A 17,156-nucleotide genomic window follows, 5' to 3' on the forward strand; every position below is an offset into this window, starting at 1 on the left:
CCTCAGTCCGGCCATCCGGGCTCATGTGGCGGCTTTTTTCTTTTAATGGCCGTGCCTGCTCACGGATAGAGGCGTTTAATTCAGGGCAGTCTACTGCCAGCGATTTGGTATGCTGCGCCTGGTCTCCCAGATACTCATAAATATGGACTCCAGTCTGGCAGATCTTCTTTTTCTGATTAAGATAATCGGTACATCCAAAGGGGTTGGTGCCGCTTTCTACGGCATTAATCACAATGTCCACTCTGGCGCCCTTTTCACAGACAGAGCGAAGATCCTCATACATCTTTCTGCTGCAGATCATATAGGGAGTCTGTACCAGGATATCTTCTTCCCCTTCCATGGCTGCGATCATCCTTTCCCATACAACAGGCTCCTTATTTTCCGGCTCTGTGGGATTCGTCCACAGTTCAATTCCCCTGGTTTCCATGGTAGCCTTCTCCCAGTCCTCTTTTGAATAAATCCGGTCAAAGGCTTCCGGATACCGCTCTTTCACCCGCTCACAGCACTTCTCCAGCCCGCCTATGCCGCCTTTTGCATCAAACTCCTTACAGCAGGGCTGATTCCAAATCTCATGAAAAGATGCTTCCAGCGCCTGAAAAGAACTACCTTGTCCCGGCTTCTCTCCATAGACCAACAGATCCCTATCCTCGTTATAGCTTTCCTTATAATATCCCAAAAACCGGTTGTCTGTATTTCTGCCTCCCACAAAGCCGCCATGATATCCTGTCCGCTTTCCTCATCTCTGAAATCAAAGGTAGTGAGAATGATCCGTTCTTTAGCAGCCCCGATCAGTCTCAGTCTCCAGATCAGAGCCTCTTTATTATCATCAATACAGAGAATCCGTTCCGGCGTACTAAAGCTATCTCCTTCTGCATCCGCCCCTGGGCCATATCCTGCTTCTTTATGAAACAGCGGCGGGACCACCAGACAAAGGATCACGAATAAAAGCCACAAAAGCAATATCAGAACGGTATATCGAAGCCATTTTTTCATTTGCAGCTTCCTCTTTCATTTTCAGATGTTATAAAAAGAAGTATATCACAGATAAATAAAAATTCTTAAAAATTTTAATAAAAAAATATTACTTTCATTTGAATATTTCATAGAAATATGATATCCTAGTGAAGTTAAACATTTTAGAAAAGGAAGGTTATCAATGGAAAACACAAAGAAAATCACCTGGTACACCCTGGCATTCATGGCCTTTTCTACGGTCTGGGGCTTCGGAAATGTACTCAACGGCTTTGTATACTTTAACGGTATACAGGTTATTTTCAGCTGGATCCTGATGTTCGCACTGTATTTTGTGCCCTATGCCCTTATGGTAGGCGAGCTGGGATCTGCTTTTAAAACTTCCGGCGGCGGCGTCAGCTCCTGGATCCACGAAACGATCAGCCCGAAATTTGCCTACTACGCAGGCTGGACTTACTGGGCCTGCCACGTTACCTATATCGCCAGCAAGGGAAGCGGCGGCTTAAAGGCATTAAGCTGGATGTTCTTCCAGAACGGAACTACTTATGACCAGTTCCCAACCATCTGGATCCAGCTGGCTACACTGGCTGCGCTTTTATTCTTCTGCTGGGTAGCAAGCCGCGGCTTAAACCCATTAAAAAAGCTTGCAACCATTGCCGGAACCAGTATGTTCGTTATGTCCATCCTGTATATCCTGATGATGTTTGCAGCTCCTGCCATCAATCCAAACGGCGGCTATGTTACCATGGAATTCAGCAAGGAGACACTGATCCCTCAGTTTAACCTGGGATACTTTACCTCCTTATCCATCCTGGTATTTGCCGTAGGTGGCTGTGAGAAGATCTCCCCTTATGTAAATAAGGTAAAGGATCCTTCCCGCGGTTTCCCCAAGGGTATGATCGCTCTTGCCATTATGGTTATGGTCTGCGCAATCCTTGGAACCATCGCTATGGGTATGATGTTCGATCCTGCTGTGATCAACGAAAGCTCTGAAAGCTTTAACTCCTATGTATCCAACGGCGCTTACTGGTCCTTCCAGAAACTGGGTGAATACTACCATGTAGGAAACCTGCTGTTAATTATCTATGCAGCCTGCAATGCCATCGGCCAGTTCTCTACTCTGGTTTTAAGTATCGATGCTCCGCTGCGTATGCTTCTTGACAATGAGGATGCAAGACAGTTCGTTCCTACCAAATTGTTAAAGAAGAATCAGCATGGCGCTTATATCAACGGTATCTTTATGGTAGCCGGCCTGTCCGGAAGTATTATTCTGATCCAGTCCTTCGTTCCCGGAGCCGCAGCTGTACTGACACAGTTAAACAAGTTAAACTCTGTCACCATGCCTCTGCGTTACCTGTGGGTATTCGTAGCCTACATCGCTCTGCGCAAGGCAGCAGACAAATTCCATCCGGAATACCGTTTTGTAAAAAATCAGGGCATTGCTCTGACTGCCGGCATCTGGTGCTTCGTTGTCACTGCATTCTGCTGTATCTTTGGTATGTATGTAGAAGGCGATCCGGCATCTACGGCTTTAAACGTGATCACTCCTTTTGTGCTTACTGCTCTTGGCCTGATCCTTCCGATCATCAAGAAAAACGAAAAAGCTGCCGGCTGAAAAAATACCTGAAAAAAGCCCTGTGCATCCGTTCATCCGGATCTCACAGGGCTTTTTCCTTTCAGACTTTCATATCTTCCATTTTTTCGTAATAGCTGTACCTTCTTTTTCCCTTCTTCTTGCTCTCATACAGGGCCGTATCTGCGCATTTGAGCGCTTTTTGATAATCAAAGCCTTCTCCCGATACAAAACAGATACCGGCACTGCAGAAAAGAAAGTCCCCGCAGGAATCATTCAGCCGACTAAACAGCTGATCCATTCTCCTATCCAGGATTTCCTTATTTTCAATGCCTTTTACAAATACAAGAAATTCATCTCCGCCCAGACGTCCAATCAGATCGTGGCTTCGGAAGGTATGGCGCAGCACTTCTGCCAGTGATTTCAATACCTCATCTCCCTTTAAATGGCCAAAGCGGTCATTGACCTGTTTAAAATCATCTAAATCCAGGATCAGCAGCGCTCCCCTTGCAGAATCTTCACCGGTTGTCATAAAATCAGATACCTCTTCTTCAAAGCTGCTCCGGTTGTATACCCTGGTAAGAGGATCACTTTTGGCCGCTGTCTCAGCCGCAAGCTCTCTCCTCTTTTCAGCATCAATATTTTTCAGATACACAAGAGCATACATATTTTCTGTATAATGATCCTGAAATACGTGGATCACCAGCTTCATCCAGCAGAGACGCTCTTTCACATAGTGGCGGAAGCACAATTCAACCGTATTGGTTCCGCTTTTATACATTTCCTTCATATAGGAAAGATCCATATACGATGCATAAAGCTCCCGATCCTCACAAAAAATCTGATCACTTCTCATCTGCTGCTGAATAATGCTTTCAAAATCCTGTTCCTGATCCTTGCTCTGGACGAATGCCCACAGCCCTGCTGCCTCCATAATATGGCCGCTTTCCACATCTATCTCTGCATGGGCCACAGTTTCCGAAAGAAGAGCCTCATAAAAATCCGTCTTTTTCATATATTCCAGCTCTATGGCACGTTCCTGATCTGCAGGATCCATGAGCACTGCAACTGTATAAACATCCTCCTTTTTATCGCTGAGGTGACGGGTCTTTACCTTAAACCACTCATAGGAACCGGATTTGGTCCGAAAAAGCATCTCGCTGCCTGCCCGATTCCACTTATCCTTAACATCCCGGAACATAGTTTGAAATTCATCTGCAAAATGAGGATGGACAATCTGTTTTCGGATCCAGCATTCCGGAAAATCCTCTTCCCGGATCTTATCTCCCGCGATCATCTGACGCTTCGTATGGAAATAAATGGTTTTCTTATGCTCGTTGTATTCAAAGATCTCGCTCTTAAGACCGCCAGGCAGAAAATCAGGCCGTTCCAGATCGCTGATGATCCGGTGATACCCCTCCAGCCAGACCGTGCTGTTCTCCCTTTTGGCCCGTATCATCATACAGCGTACCGTAACCTCACCTCTGGAAGGATGATTCCATGTATACTCGACCTGTGTAATCTTACCCGTTTCAACCGCACTCTGGATCGCAAGGTTAATATAGTTGTAATATCCGTCATTGATCCTGTTGTACCAGTGGAAATAACATTCTTTTGGCGAAAGAGCCGTTTCCACTCCCATGACCCGAAGCATCACCGGATCTGCATACAGCTCGTAGCACTCTGTTTCAAAATCTGCGCATATCCTCCACAGTCCCAGGCTGGTATGCTCCAGAATGTCTTCATACGTCTCCTCCGTACGCTCTTGTGTACCATCCAGCTTTCCGTCTCTGGCAGCCGGACACCTGAATTTTAACAGCCACTCTCTCCGTTCCTTATAGGCCTTTGAATCCCGGTTCAGATAGGTCTGTTCAAATTCCTCTTTTCTGCAGGGTCTGGCAAAAAGATATCCCTGAAGCACATCCGGACACAGTTCCTTTAAAACAAACAGCTCTTCTTCCGTCTCAACGCCTTCACAGCAGACACGTATCCGCGCGCTGTGAGCCAGCTGTATTACATTATCCAAAAGCCTGTAGTTGTAGGCATTTTTCTGGATACGATTCACAAAACAGCGGTCAATCTTTGTTTCATCAATATCAATGCTTTTTAAATAGCTTAAGCTGGAGTATCCTGTTCCGAAATCATCAATGGCAATCTGGATTCCTTTTCGCTTCCAGTCATAAAAGATCTTATTATAATAGGTATAGTCCTGAAGCTGCATACTTTCCGTCACTTCCAGAGTGAGAGCGTCTCCCGGCAGTCCTTCTTCCCTGAGAATACCTAAAACCTCTTCCTCGATTTCCTTTTGACGAAGCTGCACATAGGATATATTTACGCTGATATGAAAGCTTGGAAGAATCCTGCGCCATAATACGCTCTGTCGGATGGCTGTCCTCAGTACCCATAATCCTACTTCACAGATCAGGCCGCTCTGCTCCAGCAGAGGAATAAACTGATCGGGCCCTACCATCCCGCGTTTTCCTGATTCATAGCGAAGCAGCGCTTCGGCTCCGTACAATCCGTAGTTTTTACTGTCAATCTGGGGCTGATAACAGAGATAAAATCCCCTGCAGCCCTGATCAACAGCTGACTTAAGCTCATCCAAAAGCTCAATCTGATCCAGTTTTTTCTGATAATCTTCGGGAGAGAAGAAAATAAGCATATTTTTTCCCTCTTTTTTTGCCCGGTCAAGGGCATTTTCCGCAAACTGGTATACGATCCAGCCATCCATGCCCCGGTTAGGGGAATAAGCGGCAGCTCCCGCTGATAAAGTGCACTCTTTTTCCATCTCCTGCCTGACGGTATCGTAAAAGGAGAATACTTCCTTTTTCCCTTTTCCCGGAAGGGTTGCTGCAAAACAGTCTCCATCCAGCCGATACAGCGTAACCGAACAGTCTGCATTTTTTTCCAGACTTTCTGTCATCCGCTTTAAAACATCATTTCCAAAGGGTCTTCCATTTTTTACATTGATATGCTTAAAATTATCAATTCCAAAAACGATAAAATATCCCTTTTCTTTTAAAACAGCAGATTCCAGATCCTCTGTACACTTATCATAATTCCACAATCCGGTCAGACTGTCGATCCTCTGTCCCAGGACAAGCTCATCCATGCTCCCTAAAAGGACTGCCGGCTTTCCTGACTTATCCGCATGCACCGTTGCACGCCAATGAACGCCCACCCGGTTTCCTTCCCTGTCGATCATCCGGCATTCGATATCACAGCCGTTTCTTTTACCCGAACGGACCGCCTCCATATCGTCTTTTATGAGCTTTACATCCCGGTCATAAATAACAGCTTCCCATTCTTTAAACGGGATTCCCTGCTCTCCGGAAAAAGGCAGTGCAAATCTGCGGCAGATCTTATCTGTAAAATACATGCGGTCATCCTGCAGATCACAGGCATAAAGATATCCATTGACGCTTTCATCCAGAAGACGGATGATCTGCATATATATATTCAAATCTTCCCTTATATCCATATGTATCAAATCTCCTTTATTGATACTATGTATTTTATCATCTAACCGGAGATTTGTGTAAAAAATTTCATTCTTTTCAGATCTTCTTCCAGGTCCTCTTCATGGAACTGATGGCCCCCTTCATAACAGCGGTGGACCAGACATTCTGCGGCGCCGTTTAACCCATAGGCTTTTCGTACGATCTCCACCTGTTCCTCTGCATTGACAATGCCCCTTGGGCCGTTTAAGTGATCTGCCCTGCCGGACTGGATCACAAGTGGTCTGGGCGCAATGAGGGACGCAATATCTCCCATATCCAGCGCATTCCAGAGCCCCGGGACATAATTGCAGCTGCAATTTCCATTTAATTCCAGAAGGGAGTCTTTAAATCCATACAGATAACCGCTGATCACTGCATAACGTACACGCTCATCCAATGCAGCCAGATACAGCGTCTGAAGTCCTCCGCCAGAAAAGCCCACGCAGCCCAGATGCTCTGTATTCCATTCTCCCCTCTCTTCCAGATAGTCGATCAGGCGCATCAGATCCCAGGTATTCATTCCTGCCACAGTCATTCCAAGGGGCTCTGCCATATGGGCCAGATAGAAACAGGTTCCGCGCATAAATGCATTTTCCTCATCCTTCTGAAAAGCCAGATCCCTCCGCTCGCCAAAGCCTCTGGCATCGGGACAGACGGCAACATATCCCAGCCGGGCCAGATAGAGGCCGTAATCGTAATGGAAACGGTCAATCGCCTCTGCCACTGCCGGAATCTCACTGCAGCCGGCCACACTGTATTTTCCCGCCCCCTGATGTCCATGGGGAGCAAGGACACAATCGGAATGACGTCCGCTGCCCGGCGGGATCAGCAGATACACCGGCATCCATATATCCGGTTCCACCTGCAAAAGAAGCTTTTCCCTCAGGATTCCTCCGTCCAGCATGACTCGTTCCGCTATTTCAGGGCAGGGGGAGCAGATTTCCATTTTGTCCATTCCCAAAAGCTCCCACAAGCGCTTCTTTTCCTTATTTTTCCATCCCGTCCATTCTTCCACGTTCGTTCCTGAAAAAGCCTCCTGCCTTGCCAGACGGTCATATTTTCGCTTCATCCCGTTTAGGCTGTCATAATAGCGGCTCACTGGCAGGATCCGTTCTCCTGTGTTACTCATCTTCGTCCTCCTTACTGCTATTTTCCCTTATCCTGTCAAAGGCTCTGCGTATATGGAAGGCATTGACCACAAAAAACAGCGGACAGCCGAAAATAAGAAAAATAATGGCCGCCTGGGGCAGAAAGGCAATACTGAATACTGCAGCGATCCCCAGTACAAGATCCTGAAGGATCATGGCAGAGGTTGCCCCCCAGTTTGATGCTGCCATCATGTATGCACTTTTTATGGTTCCCATCCATGTATTTTCAAAGGTTACAAGTACCGGCCACAGCCACAGCATAAGAATCCCGTAAAGAATGGAAAGAAACACGGTAAGAGCCAGCATAAAAAGTCCCGCCGCTCCCTTTGGCTGTACCGGGCCGGAAAGCAGGTACAGATCGGTTCCGATCACCGCACCGGCTAAAAGACTTATAACTCCCAGAGGAAGCGCCTGAAAAAAATTAATCCGGAAGGCTTTAAAAAACATGGAGCACACAGAGCCGCCTTCATCCCTGACAATCCGCAGGGCTGCATAATGGGCGGCTGCCAAAGCAGGTCCTGCCGTTATAACCGGCAGGCTGCAGAGGAGCCAGAGTACGTGAAGGATGATCATGTCTCCCAGTTTCATTAAAAACGTTATAAATGGTCCGTCATATCGCAGCATATTTTCCTACCTCACCATTCTCTGAAGCTGTTCCATCTGATAAAATTCTCCTTTTTTTGCCATCAGCTCCTGATAGCTTCCCTGTTCCCTGATCCTTCCCTGTCCGATGACAAGGATCCTGTCGGCTCCGCGCACGGTAGAAAGGCGGTGAGCCACAATAAAGGTAGTCCTTCCCTTTGTGAGGCGTTCTAAGGCCTCCTGGATCTCCGACTCAGAGATGCTGTCCAGAGCCGACGTAGCCTCATCCAGAATAATGACCTGAGGATTGCGGATCAGCGCCCTTGCAATGGAAATCCTCTGGCGCTGGCCCCCGCTTAAATTGGCTCCATGCTCTTCGATCATGGTGTCAAGCCCCTGGGGCAGCCTTTTTACCACCTCAGACAGATTGGCTGCTTCTACCGCCTGCGCGATCTGTTCCTCGCTCACATGTTCCAGACCATAGGTAATATTTTCCCGCACCGTTCCGGTAAACAGTACCGGCGTTTGGGGCACCACGGACAGAAAACGGCGGTAGGTTCTTAAATTCAGGCCCTTCATATCTTTCCCGTCTAACATAAGCTGTCCCCCAGAAGGCAGGATAAAACCAATGAGCATATTTAAAATAGTTGTCTTTCCAGAGCCCGACTCGCCTACCAAAGCAATGGTTTCACCCTGTTTTACCGTAAAATCCAATCCGTGGAGCACTTCTTTGCTGCTGCCCGGATAGGAAAAACTTACCTGTTTAAAAGCGTATTCTCCTCTTAGGGAAAGCAGCTCTTCCTTTCCTTCATTTTCCTCTATCTCATCCGAGGACAGTACCTCCCCGATGGAGGAAACGGATTCCAATCCCTTTGTAAGAATAGGAAGCAGATTGATCAGAGCAGAAAACTGATTCACTACCGTCGTAAAGCTGGACTGATAAAAGGTCACATCCCCCACCTTTATGAGACCAGACATAGCCATAAAACCAGAAACCGCCAGACATACCACCTGAAATACCTGAAATACCACCCAGCTTACAGCCCCAAAGTGGGCCTGCACCATATCCAGCCGGTAGCCCCGGTTGGCTGTTTCTTCAAGGAGGGCGCTGATCCTGGCCGCTTCCTTATCCTCCAGGGCATGAGCCCTGGCGACAGGAACCATTTCTACCATCTCCATCACCCTTGCGCTGGTTTCCTCCATTCCCTGACGGAAGGAGCGGTTTTCCCTGTGGATCTTGGCTCTGAATGCCACTACCGCTCCGGCAGCCACCGGAGCAACCAGAACAAAAAACACAAGGATGAGCCTGTTTTTTACGGCTGTGATAGACAGTGTGATAACGAGATTCATCACAATATTAAGCAGATTGACAAAAAGCTGGGATGACAGGGTTTCCACCGCCTCCACATCACGCATGATCTTTGACTGAAGGCGTCCCGACTGACTGCCCGTATGATAAGGAATGGACAGCTCCTGGAGTTTTCTTACCAGAGCCGCCCGAAGTCCGGCTTCCGTATTTCGGATCACACGGCTTTTCAGCTGATTGTGGATCCAGTTTGCAGGCAGATGGATGCTCAAAAGCCCCAGCCAGATTCCCACATTAATAAAAATTGCCCTGCTCCCGGCTTCTCCTCCCTCGATCACCCCATTGACTACATTTGCGATCAAAAGAGGGGAAAGGAGGGCCGGGGAATGTTTCAGCAGGAAAAAGAGAGTGGAGAGAAGAAATTTGTGATACTGTCCCCTGTAGAATTCCAGAAGCACCCGTACAGAGTGCTTCCCATGCTTTTGATAACAGGCTGCAAAGCGGCGCTCCATCTCCTGATACCGGTCCATTTTACTGCTCCTCCTTCTCCTCTGCCAGAAGGCTGCTGTATGGCTCTCCCAATGCCCGAAGGCCCTCTGCAAGGAATCCGGCCATCATAACGGCCCCTTCATATTTTAAATGGGTATTGTCCTTTGGCCACACAAACAGTGGACGAGACCACAGTTCCCCCACCTGTGCCAGATACTGTTCTGTCACAGTAGTAAGATCCACAACCGGAACGCCTGCTTCCTTTGCCGCCTCTTTCATCGCCCTGGGATAGGCACCGTGGCTTCCCGGTTTAAAAGTTCCGTTTTCATCAAACAGACGTCTGGCAATGGGGGTAATAAATACGGCCTTTGCACCGCAGGCCTTTGCTGTCTCTGCAAACATCCGAAGATTTTCCTTAAAATCCGTATCCGGATCGGTGTGACGCGCTTCATCTGCTTTTGAATCATTGTGACCGAACTGGACGAACAGATAATCCCCCTTCTTAAGTTCCTTCTCAATGGCGGCAAGCCGTCCCTCTGCAATAAAGGACCTGGTGCTGCGGCCGTTTTTTGCAAAGCTTATTACCTGGATATTATCCTTCAGATACAGCGGAAGAGCCTGGCTCATACCGGTCTGGGGATATGTATTGATCTTATTAAATGCTACGGTGCTGTCTCCAGCATATAAAATTCGTTCCATTGTTATACACTCCTGTCATTGCTCCTGTAAAGCGTTTTCCTTTTTTTAATCCCTCTGAACAAAGGGATGTAACGTGATCCAAAACGCCGACAACGGTTCCATTGATATAGAAAGACCGCTTAAGCCCTTCTGTGACTATTTTAAGGTAAACATGGCTGCTTCCCGGCTCGAAATCCTGCTCCAGACAGCGGACATAGGCATTGTCCACATATTCTCTGACAAACAGGCAGCGATCCTTTATGCCAAATTTTATAAATGTGTTTTCATCATAATATAAGGTAAGTCCGGCGTCCCGGTATCCATCCTCATCCGGAGCCCACATTTCATATTCGCAGGTAAAGTTAAAATCCGGCTGGCGTTTTACCAGAAGGCTGACGCAGCTTCTGTCATTTAAGTCCTTTCCTTCTCCCCGGATACGAAGGATTCCTTCGGGAGAAACGAAGCTACGCTCTCTGTCAATGGTTCTTGGACAGAGCCAGCCGTCATAAGGAAGCTTAACCGGATCCGGTTTCTGCAATCCATTAAGAGGAAGCTTTGCCATATAAGAGGGGCCTTTTCTCTGATTTACCAGCGGCCAGCCATCGGGTGTCCAGGTAATCTCATCCAGACACGTTTCTCTTCCCAAAATTCCCCATTTTCCGTCCAGATACCGCGAACAGAGATATACCATATACCAGCGTCCGTCTGGAGTACTGACCGGTTTTCCATGGCCGCAGCACTGGATGGCTGCAGCCGGATCCTTCTGGGTCATGATCGGGTTATAGGGACAGTCCTCATAGGGGCCCATAAGCTGCCGGGAGCGGGCCACCGTAATTTTGTGTCCGATCCCGGTTCCACCCTCAGCCAGGAAACAGTAATACCAGCCGTCCTTTTTCAAAATATGAGGCCCCTCAGGCCCATGCTTATCCCAGCCATACCAGATCAGCTCCGGTTCTGAAAGACATTCTTTCCCGTCCTCAGAGATCTCCATGATGCGTGCTCCGCGGTTAAGAAGCATATAGGTGCGCCCGTCCTCATCATGGAAAATGGAGGGATCGATTCCTAAAACTTTGTGGATCACCGGTTTCTCATAAGGGCCTTCCGGCTTTCTGGAACGGGCCACAAACTGGGTTTGGATACAATCCGCGTCATCATTCATCCGAAGGGTGGCACAGACGGTAAACCAGCCGTCATGATAGCTGATATCCGGCGCCCAGAAGCCTCTTCCGCCCTCTAACGGCCCCAGATACTTCCTGGCCCAGTCCGGATCCGCCGCCACATATCCAATGGTTTCCCAGTGGACCAGATCTCTGGAATGGGACACCGGAATTCCCGGAAAAAAGATAAAGCTGGAATTAACCATGTAGTAGTCTTCTCCCACACGCACAATGCTGGGATCTGGGTACATCCCCCGGACCACCGGATTGCGGTAGCAGGCTTCATGGGAAAAGCCGCAGACGGAAGCAATCCAGGCTTCCATTTCCTCTGCCGCCAGATCGCCCGGATGCTCCTTGGCCTGGATATGAGCCAGATCAAAGGGCGTTACCAGATCTGCATTGGCCCAGGTCAGATCCAGCCCTCCCGCTTCTGTAAGGAAACGCACCAGCTCAAGATTTTTGCTTCTTACCGCATAATGAAGAAGGCTGTTCCCTTTCTCATCACAGGTTTCCAGATGGAAGGTATGGCCTGCCAGCTGCTTTACTTTGTCCAGATCGCCCAAAAGAGCCGCCTGAAAGGCCTCCTCAGCGATCTTTTTTGTGGCTGATGTGTATGTAATCATATTCTCCCCATCCTCCTGATGCGATATTGTTCCGATTGCAGGCCCACAGGCAGAGCTTGGCCCCTGTCCAGGTTCCCTTTGCCAGATGGAAGGAAGGGCCGAAGGGGAGGAAGGTGCTGCCGTCGTCAGAAACAGAAAAGAAAAACATTTTGTCTTCACCAAGCTCCATGCGCAGCCACAGGGCTTTATCCTGATTCCACTCCTTTGAAGCAGCCAGTCCCTCCATCGCCTGGCCTTCAAACTCTTTTCCTGTGACAAAGCCTTCGTAAAGGCGCAGCCAAAGCCTTTCGTTTTCCCGTTCCAGACCGCAGAACGCATAGTGATGGCCCGTCATGCCCAAAACGGCCATATCGCCGTCACAGCCCTCTGTCCCGTCGCCGCCAGACAGCTTAAGCTTTACTTCTGCCGTAAATGCATTGGACTGAGGGATCTGGGTCATCACGTTGGGAGCATACCATAAAAGATTCTCACGCTCTGGATTTGCCAGACAGGCCAGCTTAAGGCTTCCCTTTTTTGCTTCCTGCGCAAAAAAAGCTTCTCTGGGGTTGGACTGCCACTGCCACTGCAGGCCCGGACGTCCGGTTTCAAATTCATCTGAGTCCGCAATCCTGTAAGCAGGCTGTCCTGCTTTAGGCAGCTCCCACTCCTCTACCGGCTCTCCGATCATATCGCCGTTTGTTTCACAGCCGATAAAGGGCCAGCCATCCTGGAAGCACATAGGCTGCAGATGGACAATGCGTCCTAACTCTCCTACGTCCTGAAAATGGATAAACCAGCTGCTTCCTTCCGGCGTGTCCACCCATGCGCCCTGATGAGGCCCATTGACGGCTGTATTCCCCTGGTGCATTACAATCCTGTACTCATAAGGCCCCCAGATCTTCTTTGCCCGCAGGGCAGACTGCCAGCCAGTGGCAACACCTCCGGAAGGCATCAGTACATAATACCAGCCATCCTTTTTATACAGTTTTGGCCCTTCGCTGGTAGGCGCAAGCTGAGTGCCGTCAAAAATCACCTTTGGCTCTCCCTTTAACCGGGTACATTCCTGATCCATTTCCACCAGAGCCAGACGGTGCTTAATCCCGCAGCGGCTTCTTGCATAAGCAAAGATCATATAGGCTCTTCCGTCCTCATCCCAAAACGGGCACGGATCAATCCAGCCTCTGGATTCACAGAGGCGGTTCAGTGTAAATATTCTCTTCGGGTCTTTGGAGCGCGCCACAAAAATCCCCTCATCCGGCAGTGGAATAAATACAAAAAACTCTCCCTTATGATACCGGATGGATGGCGCCCAGGTTCCCGAACCATGAGCCGGCCGGTCATATTTCTCAAAAGGCAGAGCCGGTACGCAGTAATTGATGATCTCCCAATGAACCAGATCCCTGGAATGAAGGAGAGGCACCCCCGGAAGATATGTAAACGAAGATGCCACCATGTAATAATCTTCCCCGACCCGGATTGCATCCGGATCGGAGTAGTCTGCATATAAAATTGGATTTTGATATGTTCCAGTGTTCATACATTTCTCCTCCCTGCGTCTGTCACTCTTTGACAGCGCCGATATTCACGCCGGAAATAAAATACTTCTGGCAGAATGGATAGATGATCACAAAAGGAAGAATGGCTACAATAACTGCCGCATTCTTGATCGTGTTCTCCGTTGCGCTTCCCACTGCAGAGGGAAGGTCGCTTCCTAAGATCAGGGAGCGCAGCTTCATCTGGAAATTATACAGGTTTTCATTTGTAATGTAAAGTTTATAATTGGTGTAATCATTCCAGTACTGAACCGCAAACATCAGTCCGATGGCTGTTAAAGCAGCCTTGGATAAGGGAAGGACGATCTTAAAGAAAGTTCCCATAGGAGAACAGCCGTCAATCTCAGCAGACTCAAACAGGCTGGCCGGAATTCCTTCAAAGAAGTTTCTCATCAGAACCAGATTGTATACATTGATCGCAGGAAGCAGAATTACAACCCAGAGCGTATTCGTCAGGCCGAGAGCCTTCATAACCAGATAGGTAGGGATCATACCGCCGTTAAAGATCATAGTAAATAAAAGGAAATTTGCCAGCAGCTTGCGTCCCGGCATCTTCCACTGGATCAGCACATAGGCGCCCAGTGTGGAAATGGCAAGTCCTGCGAAGGTTCCCGCAATGGTAGTCACACAGGAAATCAGAAACGGCTGGAACAGGGTAGGATTGGTAAATACGGAAATATATCCGTCCAGTCCAAACTGCTGAGGCAGAAGACGCATTCCATAAGCGGTCTTTAAATCAAAAGAATCCACCAGAACCTTATAAATGGGAATCAGCATGATCAAACTGATCATTACAAACAGGATGACTGAAATTATATCAAAAACAGTCCTTCTTTTCGTTCTCATAATTTTTATTCCTCCTATACAATGCCTCTGCCGCGGACCTTATAGCTTGCCCGGTTGCACAGCAGCACCAGAATACAGCCTACAACAGACGCTGTCACACTGACTGCCGTGGTATAACCAAAATCAGGAAGCGCTCCTGAGTTAAAGGTCTGGGTATAGATATAGGTCTGAAGTACGTCTGCCTTCTGGATCACCGCGTCATTCTGCAGTACAAATACAGACTCGAACAGATTCATAACCTTTGCAAGATTCAAGATCAAAACAGTAATAATGGTATTAGCAAGGGCGGGAAGCGTAATGTATCGGATCTGATTCCAGCGGTTTGCCCCGTCCATGGAAGCCGCCTCATAAAGCTCCGGATTGATGCCGGATAAGGTAGCCATGAAAATGATCGTTCCCCAGCCCGTATCCTTCCAGATATTGATCGCATAGAACATACTTCTCCACCACTCTTTATCTCCCAGAAAATAGATTCCCTCATCAATAATCCCCAGCTTGATCAAGATTGAATTTACCAGTCCTGCATCACCGGGAGAAAGGATCAGGGTGAATACAGAGGCAGTCACAACCCATGACATAAAATGGGGCAGATACACGATGGTCTGCGTTACCTTTTTAAACTTCATAAAGCGCAGCTCGTTAAGCAGAATAGAGATCAGCACTGCCATAAATGTATTCAGCAGAAGCTTTACCACACTTAACAGGATCGTATTTCCAAAGGCGCTCCAAAAGCCCGGCATGGAAAACATACGCTCAAAATTTGCCAATCCGATAAATTCCGGAGCCTTAATACCCTTGTAGGAAAACAGGGAATAGCGGATTCCCAGCATTGGCAGATAATGAAATACGACTGCAAAAATAAAGACAGGGATAAACATAATATAGAAGCTTCTATAATAATAGATCTGCTGCTTCAGAGATTTTTTATGCACCGTTCCCGTTCCCGGGTTTGATGTTTCTTTTTTCATTCTATTTTCCTCCCGTTTTCTTTTGTTTACCTGGATGACTCTGTTTCAGCCAGTCTGTTAAGAGAATCCACGATCATATTAGACCACTTTACGCCGTGTTCCTTTTCAAACCGCTGGTATGCCTCCTCTACCGGCATTCCCTGGACTACTACATCTGCTACAATGGAGCGCTTTAAAGTTGTCAGATCGCCATTATAGGTAGCCATTTCCGTTGTAGAAGGAACCATAAGGGACTGTTTGCAGTGTTCTTTGAATATCTCCTGTGAATTCTTTGCCGCTGGTGCAACAAAATCAATACCGGGATCATTTTCCCACTCTACAATGGAAAGGATCGGATCCATATGTCCCTTTGTGTACTGGGTTCCCGGCTTGTCCATGCTCTCCAGACCATGGAACTGGCCTTCCTCATATGTATTTCCGCAGACAGTCTCAGCCTGAACCGACCAGTGCACGCCCTCTACTCCATAAGTCCAGAGCGTCTGCATATCCCCGCCGTCCATCATGGATTCAATAAAATATTTATACACGGCTTCCGGATATTTACAGGAATTGGTAATACACCAGACAGCCGGCGTTCTCTCTATATAATTTCCCAGCTCCTTGATCGGCGGAAGGGGAACCAGCTCGTCATCCAGTCCATTCTTTGCCAGATTGCTCCGCAGGTTTTCCGCCCAGGTTCCGGACCAGTAGGTAAATACGCCACAGCGGTCTTCGTAAAACTTGTTGCGCACATCGCTGGTGCCGTTGGTCAGCGTTTCCTTATCAACATATCCGTTTACATAAGCATCCCTTAAACGAAGCAGAGAATCCTTGAAATCCTGCTCCATAAAGCCGTCATACCACATTCCATTCTCATCCTTTGTAAAGGAAGGATAGGAATTCTGATAAAATTCCGGCAGGTAGTTGGTATAAGGAGATTCCTCACCCATAAAGCCGGCTGCGGAAAGAGCGTATGTATCGCCGTTCACACCGTTTCCGTCCGGATCTCCCTCTGTAAATGCTTTTAACATATTCATGTATTCGTCATAGTTTGTCGGCACTTCCAGATTACAGTTGTCCAGCCACTTCTTTTTTACATAGGTAATACATCCGCCGCCGCGGTTTACAGGAAGTCCGTAAAGCCGTCCGCCGATGCGCATTCCGTCAATGACATCTTCTCCTGTCAGCCGCCCGGACTTCTTTAAATCAGAATTTTCATACGTCTCTGTCAAATCCCACAGAGCACCTTCCTCCGCATAGCCGCTGTAATAGGTAGAACTTAACAGGATCACATCCGGCCAGTTTTTAACGCCAGAAGCGAATGTCTGTCCTACTACGTCGTAATAAGCGCTGTGATCCGGCTGGATAAATTCAATATCAATCCCTGTCAGCTCTTCCCAGCGCGCCTCAAAGGCATCGCGTCCATTCCGTTTCGTAAAAACCGTACCGTCTGCCATAACCGTAATTTTTTCCGGTTTGATCAGTTCTCCGTCTGCTGTGTACTTCTCCACATTTTCAGGTGCTGTCACGCCATTCTGACCACAGCCGCCAAGCAGAGACGCTGCCATGACCGCTGCAGCGAAGGCTGCGGTACACCTAACCCTTTTGTTCATGGTTTTCCCTCCAGATCATAGATTTCGTATGCTGATTTCACCACACGTTTTTATGTGTCTACAAAATTATCACTCTTACTGCTTCATATCAACTGTTAAAATTTCATTTCATTGTGCATTTTTCATGAAATTCTTTGTTTTTACGTCTATTTCTTTTTCTTTATAGCATTCAAAGTTTTTTCACGTTTCC

At 47.9% G+C, this 17,156-nt stretch carries 13 protein-coding genes; 1 reads left to right on the plus strand and 12 read right to left on the minus strand.

What is annotated here, in order from left to right; genetic code table 11:
* Together ACZM6M_RS11305 and ACZM6M_RS11310 are read right to left on the minus strand one after the other, a co-directional pair.
* Positions 1-634: phospholipase D-like domain-containing protein (locus ACZM6M_RS11305; protein ID WP_489490435.1), on the minus strand; the 634-nt coding region annotated here is incomplete at its 3' end.
* Positions 520-993 (minus strand): phospholipase D-like domain-containing protein, encoded by a 474-nt coding sequence (locus ACZM6M_RS11310; protein ID WP_296036935.1) that lies wholly within the window; start codon positions 991-993, stop codon positions 520-522. The genes ACZM6M_RS11305 and ACZM6M_RS11310, both read right to left, overlap by 115 nt.
* Before the next feature lie 163 nt (positions 994-1,156).
* Here ACZM6M_RS11310 and ACZM6M_RS11315 point away from each other — a divergent pair, with 163 nt between their 5' ends.
* On the plus strand, positions 1,157-2,587 hold the full coding sequence (locus ACZM6M_RS11315; protein WP_340275494.1) for an amino acid permease: 1,431 nt from the start codon (positions 1,157-1,159) through the stop codon (positions 2,585-2,587).
* A gap of 61 nt (positions 2,588-2,648) precedes the next feature.
* Here ACZM6M_RS11315 and ACZM6M_RS11320 read toward each other — a convergent pair whose 3' ends face one another.
* Genes ACZM6M_RS11320 through ACZM6M_RS11365 form a run of 10 tightly spaced genes read right to left on the minus strand, consistent with a single transcriptional unit; the run spans position 2,649 to position 16,966 of the window.
* Entirely contained in the window at positions 2,649-6,026 is a 3,378-nt protein-coding gene (locus ACZM6M_RS11320) for a bifunctional diguanylate cyclase/phosphodiesterase (RefSeq protein ID WP_418926567.1), read from the minus strand.
* Positions 6,027-6,067: 41 nt separating this feature from the next.
* Positions 6,068-7,174, minus strand: coding sequence for a dienelactone hydrolase family protein (locus ACZM6M_RS11325; protein WP_242962987.1), 1,107 nt, complete (start codon positions 7,172-7,174; stop codon positions 6,068-6,070).
* Positions 7,167-7,817, minus strand: coding sequence for a YesL family protein (locus tag ACZM6M_RS11330; RefSeq protein ID WP_066547800.1), 651 nt, complete (start codon positions 7,815-7,817; stop codon positions 7,167-7,169). Before ACZM6M_RS11330 ends, ACZM6M_RS11325 begins: the two co-directional genes overlap by 8 nt.
* Positions 7,818-7,823: 6 nt before the next feature.
* Entirely contained in the window at positions 7,824-9,611 is a 1,788-nt protein-coding gene (locus ACZM6M_RS11335) for an ABC transporter ATP-binding protein (RefSeq protein WP_489490436.1), read from the minus strand.
* 1 nt (position 9,612) lies between these two features.
* Complete coding sequence (locus tag ACZM6M_RS11340; RefSeq protein ID WP_296036945.1) at positions 9,613-10,269, minus strand: rhamnogalacturonan acetylesterase; 657 nt, start codon at positions 10,267-10,269, stop codon at positions 9,613-9,615.
* On the minus strand, positions 10,226-12,028 hold the full coding sequence (locus ACZM6M_RS11345) for a family 43 glycosylhydrolase (RefSeq protein ID WP_419504323.1): 1,803 nt from the start codon (positions 12,026-12,028) through the stop codon (positions 10,226-10,228). The genes ACZM6M_RS11340 and ACZM6M_RS11345 overlap by 44 nt, the downstream gene beginning before the upstream one ends.
* Positions 11,991-13,544, minus strand: coding sequence for a glycoside hydrolase family 43 protein (locus ACZM6M_RS11350; protein WP_489490437.1), 1,554 nt, complete (start codon positions 13,542-13,544; stop codon positions 11,991-11,993). Before ACZM6M_RS11350 ends, ACZM6M_RS11345 begins: the two co-directional genes overlap by 38 nt.
* Positions 13,545-13,566: 22 nt before the next feature.
* Positions 13,567-14,406, minus strand: a complete 840-nt coding sequence (locus ACZM6M_RS11355; RefSeq protein ID WP_296036951.1) for a carbohydrate ABC transporter permease — start codon at positions 14,404-14,406, stop codon at positions 13,567-13,569.
* A gap of 14 nt (positions 14,407-14,420) precedes the next feature.
* Complete coding sequence (locus tag ACZM6M_RS11360) at positions 14,421-15,374, minus strand: ABC transporter permease (protein ID WP_296036954.1); 954 nt, start codon at positions 15,372-15,374, stop codon at positions 14,421-14,423.
* A gap of 26 nt (positions 15,375-15,400) precedes the next feature.
* Positions 15,401-16,966 carry an extracellular solute-binding protein gene (locus ACZM6M_RS11365; protein WP_337433798.1) on the minus strand — a complete coding sequence of 522 codons (1,566 nt, stop codon included), beginning with the start codon at positions 16,964-16,966 and terminating at the stop codon, positions 15,401-15,403.
* Between the last annotated feature and the right edge of the window lie 190 nt (positions 16,967-17,156).

It is taken from the genome of Enterocloster sp. (genome assembly GCF_057861365.1).

Coding starts and splice junctions, on each gene's coding strand:
- ACZM6M_RS11355 (WP_296036951.1), bottom strand. CDS start 14,406: ATGAGAACGAAAAGAAGGACTGTTTTTGATATAATTTCAGTCATCCTG.
- ACZM6M_RS11320 (WP_418926567.1), bottom strand. CDS start 6,026: ATGGATATAAGGGAAGATTTGAATATATATATGCAGATCATCCGTCTT.
- ACZM6M_RS11325 (WP_242962987.1), bottom strand. CDS start 7,174: ATGAGTAACACAGGAGAACGGATCCTGCCAGTGAGCCGCTATTATGAC.
- ACZM6M_RS11340 (WP_296036945.1), bottom strand. CDS start 10,269: ATGGAACGAATTTTATATGCTGGAGACAGCACCGTAGCATTTAATAAG.
- ACZM6M_RS11360 (WP_296036954.1), bottom strand. CDS start 15,374: ATGAAAAAAGAAACATCAAACCCGGGAACGGGAACGGTGCATAAAAAA.
- ACZM6M_RS11350 (WP_489490437.1), bottom strand. CDS start 13,544: ATGAACACTGGAACATATCAAAATCCAATTTTATATGCAGACTACTCC.
- ACZM6M_RS11330 (WP_066547800.1), bottom strand. CDS start 7,817: ATGCTGCGATATGACGGACCATTTATAACGTTTTTAATGAAACTGGGA.
- ACZM6M_RS11310 (WP_296036935.1), bottom strand. CDS start 993: ATGAAAAAATGGCTTCGATATACCGTTCTGATATTGCTTTTGTGGCTT.
- ACZM6M_RS11345 (WP_419504323.1), bottom strand. CDS start 12,028: ATGATTACATACACATCAGCCACAAAAAAGATCGCTGAGGAGGCCTTT.
- ACZM6M_RS11365 (WP_337433798.1), bottom strand. CDS start 16,966: ATGAACAAAAGGGTTAGGTGTACCGCAGCCTTCGCTGCAGCGGTCATG.
- ACZM6M_RS11315 (WP_340275494.1), top strand. CDS start 1,157: ATGGAAAACACAAAGAAAATCACCTGGTACACCCTGGCATTCATGGCC.
- ACZM6M_RS11335 (WP_489490436.1), bottom strand. CDS start 9,611: ATGGACCGGTATCAGGAGATGGAGCGCCGCTTTGCAGCCTGTTATCAA.